At 72.9% G+C, this 6140-nt stretch carries 5 protein-coding genes; 4 read left to right on the top strand and 1 reads right to left on the bottom strand.

What is annotated here, in order from left to right:
- Positions 1-129: 129 nt before the first annotated feature.
- The gene (locus tag ACIRRS_RS05640) at positions 130-2109 is read right to left on the bottom strand and encodes a ricin-type beta-trefoil lectin domain protein (protein WP_402965463.1); all 1980 of its coding nucleotides are present in this window, start codon (positions 2107-2109) and stop codon (positions 130-132) included.
- A gap of 296 nt (positions 2110-2405) precedes the next feature.
- Between ACIRRS_RS05640 and ACIRRS_RS05635 the strand changes: the two genes are divergently transcribed.
- The 4 genes from ACIRRS_RS05635 to ACIRRS_RS05620 all read left to right on the top strand — a co-directional run bounded on the left by ACIRRS_RS05635 (position 2406) and on the right by ACIRRS_RS05620 (position 6117).
- Positions 2406-2870: a GreA/GreB family elongation factor gene (locus ACIRRS_RS05635; RefSeq protein ID WP_402965461.1), complete on the top strand. Its 465-nt coding sequence runs from the start codon at positions 2406-2408 to the stop codon at positions 2868-2870.
- A 183-nt stretch (positions 2871-3053) separates the two neighbouring features.
- Complete coding sequence (locus tag ACIRRS_RS05630; protein WP_402965458.1) at positions 3054-4232, top strand: MFS transporter; 1179 nt, start codon at positions 3054-3056, stop codon at positions 4230-4232.
- 65 nt (positions 4233-4297) lie between these two features.
- Complete coding sequence (gene fdhD, locus ACIRRS_RS05625) at positions 4298-5155, top strand: formate dehydrogenase accessory sulfurtransferase FdhD (RefSeq protein WP_402965455.1); 858 nt, start codon at positions 4298-4300, stop codon at positions 5153-5155.
- Positions 5156-5160: 5 nt separating this feature from the next.
- Positions 5161-6117: a LysR family transcriptional regulator gene (locus tag ACIRRS_RS05620; RefSeq protein ID WP_402965453.1), complete on the top strand. Its 957-nt coding sequence runs from the start codon at positions 5161-5163 to the stop codon at positions 6115-6117.
- The last annotated feature ends 23 nt before the right edge of the window (positions 6118-6140 follow it).

Genomic DNA, 6140 nt, shown 5'->3' with positions numbered 1-6140 from the left:
GCCCCCCCCGCCCTCAGCCCGGGGGCGCCCCCGGGGGGGGGCCCCCCACCCCCCCCCCCCCCCCCCCCCCCCCCCCCCCCCGCCCGGGGGGGGGGGGGGCCCCCCGCCGCGGCGGTCAGGAGGTGCCGGTCAGAGGAGCTGGAAGGTCCACTCCTGCTTCCAGCCGTCCTTGCAGGTCCACACGCCGAGCTGCTTGAAGTCGGCGTCGTGGGCGAGGCAGTTGTCGTCGTCGATCTGGACGCGGTACTTGCCTCCGCCGAGGCTCACGAACTGCCACTTCTGGTTGTCGGTGTTGCCCCAGGCCTGCTGCTCCGCGACGTAGGTGTCGGGGTTCTCGGTGAGGTTGTAGCCGAGGTCGTTGACGATGCGGTAGCGGTCACCGCCCAGTGGCTTGATCGTCCACCGGGAGCCCTTGTAGCCCAGGATGCCTCCGACGATCGGCGAACCCCAGCTCGCGGTCTCGGTCGGCGCCGACGCGCCCAGGCCGTTGGAGAGCTTCAGGAACAGCGGCCGCTCGGTCGGGATGTCGGCGCCCGGGTTGGGCTTCGGCTTGGGGTTCGGGTCCGGCTTCGACGGGTTCGTCGGGTTCGTCGGGTCGGTCGGCGTGATCACGCCGCCGGACGCGCCCTCCAGCACCCACCCCTGGTGCCAGTCCTGCTTGCAGGTCCACACGCCGAGCTGCTTGAAGTCGGCGTCGTGGGCGAGGCAGTCGTCGCCGGAGATCCGGATCTGGTAGTGGCCGTTGCCGATCGGGACGAGCTGCCACTTCTGCTGGTCGGAGTTGCTCCACGGCTGGAGTTCGGCCATGTAGCCACCGCTCTCCGTGAGTTCGAGGCCGTACGAGCTGGTGATCCGGTAGCGGCCGCCGCCCACCGGGGTGAGCTTCCACTTGGACTCGTTGCCGCCCCGGATCCCGGCGACGACGGACGCGCCGGCGGAGCCGTTGACCGGGATGGCGCCCAGGCCGTTGTCGAGCTTCAGGGTCACGTCGGCACCGTTGCCGCTGGGCGGCGGGGTGGTGGTCGGCGGGGTGCCGCCCCAGGCCCAGTTCTGGTTGGGCGCGTCCCGCTTGTCCTCGGCGCCGCAGGACCAGGCGGAGACGGTGCTGCCGTCGCCCGTCCGGCCGCTGAAGTCGTCGATGCAGATGTCCTTGGACCGGTCGTCCAGGTCCGTCATGTGCCGGAACCCGCCGGCGGCCGACATGTTCCAGCGCTGGCCGGGGATGTCCAGGCAGTCCCAGACCTGGAGCTTGTTCCCGTTCTCGGCCTTGTTGTCCGCCAGGTCGAGGCACTTGCCGTTGGCGGCCTGGAGCTTGTACCCGTTGTAGGTCCACCGCTGGGCGTCGCCGCCGTTGCACGTCCACATCTGGACGGGGGTGCCGTTGGCGCTGTTGTTGCCGCTGACGTCCAGGCAGGCGTGGTAGCCGGGGGCGCTGGAGTCGGGCGTCAGGCTGCCCGTACGGGTGCCGTAGCCGGACCGCCCGGGGAAGTGGATGCTCCGCACGTCACCGTCGCACTTGTACGGCCGGGCGGTCCCCGACCGGCACGTCCACGACTCCTTCTTGACGCTGTCGCCGTCGTTGCCGACGAACGCCCAGTTCATGTAGCCGCCGTCGGTCCGGTTGCGGAACGTCGAGTCCCCCTGGAAGACCCAGATCCGGAACACGTCGTAGCCGGACGGGTCCTTCTTCTCCTTGTCCAGGAAATGGTTGAGCTTGTAGGTGGTGTCGATCAGCACCCCCTTCATGTCGGACTTGTACTCGCCCTTGAACCATTCGGTGTCGTACAGGTCGGTGCCCACGGTCTTGTAGACCATGACGTTGAACCCGGGGAACTTCGCGCTCAATTTCGACGCGGTGTTCTGGGTGAACTCCGCGTTGTCCAGCTTGTTGAGGTTGGCGGCGTTGCGCATGCCCCGGATCATGTCGAAGGCGGAGCCGATCAACGCGGTCATGCAGTTGCCGCCGCCCACCGAAGCCGGGGTGCCGCAGGTCTTGTCCACGGGGGCCGCCGCGGGCGCGGCCTGGGCCTGTGCGGTCAGACCGGAGACCACGGCGACCGCGGCGACCCCGCATGCCAGGGCGCGTTTCAGTCGGGACAGGGATTTCATGTGGGAACCATCTTTCTACTCGGCGAAGATGGATCGTAGGCCCCGAAATCCTGGATTCCGCGGCTCCATACGGAATCCATATGACAGGGCCGGGAATCCTGGCGGCAGTTCACGCCGAACCGATTCCTGACGTTTTCCGATGAACCCGCGCGGCGGTTTATCCGTTGCCCCCGCCCTCCGCGGCACGACTGCCCAGCGGCGCCCCGGAGTTGCTGCGGAGTTGCCCCGGAGTTGCCGCCTCCACGGCGGGGTGGGGTAATGGAAACGGCCCGTCCGCAAGCGACTTGGGAGTCGGTATGAGCGGTGGTCCCGAACCCATCAGTGCCGAGGGCCTGCGCGTGGCGCAGGAGGAGCTGGCGCGGTTGCGCGCCGAGCGTGACAGAGCCGCCGGGACGCTGCGCGGGGAGGACGACGCGGTGGGCGACCGGGCGGACGAGGCCGACGAGTTGCAGCGGGCGGACGAGGTGGCCCGGCTGGACGACCGGATCGCCGAGGTCCAGGGGCGGTTGGCGGAGGCCGCGGTGGCCGGGGCGCCCTCCACGACGGTGGTGGGCGTGGGCTCCACGGTGACCGTCCGTTTCGGGGACGGCGAGGAGGAGGTCGTCGAGGTCACCGAGCTGGCCGAGCTCGGCGAGCGGACCCTCGTGACCTGGGACAGCCCGCTCGGCAAGGCCATCATCGGCTGCCACGCGGGCGAGACCGTCGCCTACGACACCCCGGCCGGCGCGGCGAGCGCCACGGTTCTGGCGATCGGCGAATAGGAACGGCCCGGAGCGCGGGCTCGAAGCCCTCGTGGCGCCCGATAGGCCGCGCCTATCAGGTCACAGGAATTCCCTCTTTGACCCCCGTTTCCGCATTCGCCGACAATGAATTCCGCGCCGAAATCCGCCGGAATCCGCCGGAATCCGCCACCGAGCCCACCGAGCCCACCGAGACGAGCCCCGATGCAAGCCCCCCGCTGGCTCCCCGCAGCAGCGGCCGTCGCCGTCGCCGCCTGGGGCGCCAACCAGTTCACCGCGCTCGCCACCGTCTACCGGGCCCGCACCGACTGGTCCGCGCTCGCCCTGGCCGGGATGTTCTCCGTCTACCTCCTCGGCCTCGCACCGGGCCTGCTCCTCGCCGCCCCCGCCGCCGACCGCTTCGGCCGGCGCCGCACCGTACGGGCGGCGCTCGCCCTCTCCGCCGCCGCCAGCCTGCTGCTCGCCACCGGCGAGGAGGGCGCCGGGTACGCGAGCCGCCTGGCGACGGGCTTCGCGGCGGGCCTGGTGTTCCTCGCGGGCGCGGCCTGGCTGCGCGAGCTGTCGAGCCCCACCGCGCCGCCGCAGGTCCCGGCCCGCCGCGCGATGTACGCCACCGGGACGGGCTTCGCGGCCGGCGCCCTCGCCTCCGGGGTGCTGGCCGAGTGGCTGCCCGGCCCGATGACCGTCCCCGCCCTGGCCCACGCGGCCGCCTGCCTGCTCGTCCTGCGCGCCACCCGCCGCCTGCCGGACACGGCCGCCGCCCACCGCCCGCCGCGCCACCTCGACGCGCACCGGGAGGCGATCAGCCACCCCCGCTTCCGCTTCGTCGTGCTCCCCGCCGCCCCGGCCGTCCTCGGCGCCGCCACCGTCGCGTACGTGGTCCTGCCGCCGCTGGTCGCCGACAAGGTGCCGGGCTACGCGCCGCTGTTCGGCGGCCTCGTCGCGGCGCTGACCCTGGCGACCGGCGTCCTCGCCCAGCCCTTCGCCGCCCGCCTGGACGACGCCCGCAGCGCCCGCGCCACCCTCGGCGCGATGGCGGTCGTCATCCTGGGCCTGCTCCTCGGCGCCCTGGCCGCCGCCCGCGCCTCCGTCCCCCTGGTGCTGCTGGCGGCCGTGGTCCTCGGCACCGGCTACGGGCTGACGCTCGGCGCGGGCCTGCACGAGGTGGAGCGCCTGCGCTGCGGGCCCTCCTCCGCCTCGCTGTACCAAACCACCACATCGAGCGGTTTCGTCACCCCGCTCCTCCTCACCGGCACCGCCGGCCACGCCTCCTACCCGGCCCTCCTCACCGGTATGGCCGCCGTGGGCACCATGACCCTCGCCGTCACCGCCACCCACAGCCGCCGCCACCTGCCGAAGCGGGAGGCCGAAGCCGGAGGATGAAGCGGGAGCCCGAAGCGGGAGGATGATGCACTCGTACGAACGTCGCCACCAAGGAGCCGACCACCATGGGCCGAGTGACCGTCCCCCGCAGGGTGCTGCGGCTGCGCGAGGGCGTGCCGTCGCACCGCCCCGACACCCTGGCCGCCGAGGAGCCGATGGAGATCCGGGTCAACGGCCGCCCCCTGACCGTCACCATGCGCACCCCCGGCGGCGACTTCGACCTGGCGGCCGGCTTCCTCGTCAGCGAGGGCGTCCTGCACGCCGCCGACCACCTCGCTGCCATCCGCTACTGCGCGGGTGCCACCGCCGACGGCTCCAACACCTACAACGTGGTCGACGTCGCCCTCGCTCCCGGCGTCCCCGCCCCGGACGCCTCGCTGGAGCGCAACTTCTACACCACCTCCTCCTGCGGCCTGTGCGGAAAGGCCAGCCTGGACGCCGTCCGCACCACCGCCACCTGGAGCGTCGCCGAGGACGGCCTGCGCGTCACCCCGAAGCAGCTCTCCGCCCTCCCCGACCGCCTGCGCGCCGCCCAGAAGGTGTTCGACAGCACCGGCGGCCTCCACGCGGCCGGCCTGTTCGACGCGGACGGGAACCTGCTCTGCCTGCGCGAGGACGTCGGCCGGCACAACGCCGTGGACAAGGTCATCGGCCACGCCCTGCGCGAGGGCCTGTTGCCCGCCCGGGGCACGGTGCTGATGGTCAGCGGCCGGGCCTCCTTCGAGCTGGTGCAGAAGGCCGTGATGGCGGGCATCCCGCTTCTCGCCGCCGTCTCCGCGCCCTCCTCCCTGGCCGTGGACCTCGCGGAGGAGAGTGGCCTGACCCTGGTCGGCTTCCTGCGCGGCGAGTCCATGAACGTCTACACCCGCACGGACCGCATCGACACCGACCGCATCGACACCGACCACATCCGAACCGGCTGACCTCCATGCTCCTGCGCCAACTGGAGTACCTCGTCGCCCTCGCCCGCGAGCGCCACTTCGCCCGCGCCGCCGAGGCCTGCCACGTCTCCCAGCCCGCCCTCTCCGAGGGTCTGCGCAAGCTGGAGGAGGAGCTCAAGGTGCTCCTCGTCCGCCGGGGCCGCGCCTACGAGGGCCTCACCCCCGAGGGCGAGCGGATCCTGCGCCGCGCCCAGCGCCTCCTCGCCGACCGGGACGCGCTGCGCGAGGAGGCCACCGCCCTGCGCACGGGCCTGGGCGGCACCCTGCGGATCGGCTCGGTGCCCACCGCCTCGGGCGCCGTCGCCCTGCTCACCGACCCGTTCTGCGCGGCGCACCCGCTGGCCTCCGTGGAGCTGCGCACCGACCTGCGCGCGGAGGAGGTCCTGCGCCGCGTACGGGACTTCGAGATCGACGCGGGCATCACCTACGCCCCCGACGGGGCCGCCGAGGGCGTACGGACGCACCCCCTGTACGAGGAGCGGTACGTCCTCCTGACCACCGAGCTGACTTCGGAGCTGACCACCGAGCTGACCACGGAGCTGACCACGGAGACGGACGAGCAGGGCGGCCCCGACGCCACCTGGGAGCAGGCCGCGACCCTGCCGCTCTGCCTCCTGGAGCCGGGCATGCAGGGCCGCCGCGTGCTCGACGACGTCTTCACGGGCCTCGGCCTCGCCCCGCGCCCCCGCGTGGAGACGGACTCCGTCGCCTCCCTCTTCGCCCACGTCCGCACCGGCCGCTGGGCCAGCGTCGTCCCGTACGCCTGGCTGCACGTCTTCGGCGTCCCGTCCGGCATGCGCGCCCTGCCCCTCACCACCCCGGAGCACGGAGCCCCGATCGCCCTGGTGCTCCCCGACCGCCGCCCCGCCCCGCCGATGGCCCGCGCCCTGCTGGAGGTGGCCCGCCGCACCGACCTCGCGGGTGTCCTGAACCGGCTCCCCTGAACCGGTTCCCCTGACTCGCCGAG

The organism is Kitasatospora sp. NPDC101183, assembly GCF_044767945.1.
GTDB lineage: Bacteria > Actinomycetota > Actinomycetes > Streptomycetales > Streptomycetaceae > Kitasatospora.
This window is presented reverse-complemented; position numbering and strand designations above follow the sequence as displayed.

Excerpts from the sequence above, each read along its gene's own strand:
- ACIRRS_RS05640 (WP_402965463.1), bottom strand. The coding sequence starts at position 2,109 with ATGAAATCCCTGTCCCGACTGAAACGCGCCCTGGCATGCGGGGTCGCC.
- ACIRRS_RS05635 (WP_402965461.1), top strand. The coding sequence starts at position 2,406 with ATGAGCGGTGGTCCCGAACCCATCAGTGCCGAGGGCCTGCGCGTGGCG.
- ACIRRS_RS05630 (WP_402965458.1), top strand. The coding sequence starts at position 3,054 with ATGCAAGCCCCCCGCTGGCTCCCCGCAGCAGCGGCCGTCGCCGTCGCC.
- fdhD (WP_402965455.1), top strand. The coding sequence starts at position 4,298 with ATGGGCCGAGTGACCGTCCCCCGCAGGGTGCTGCGGCTGCGCGAGGGC.
- ACIRRS_RS05620 (WP_402965453.1), top strand. The coding sequence starts at position 5,161 with ATGCTCCTGCGCCAACTGGAGTACCTCGTCGCCCTCGCCCGCGAGCGC.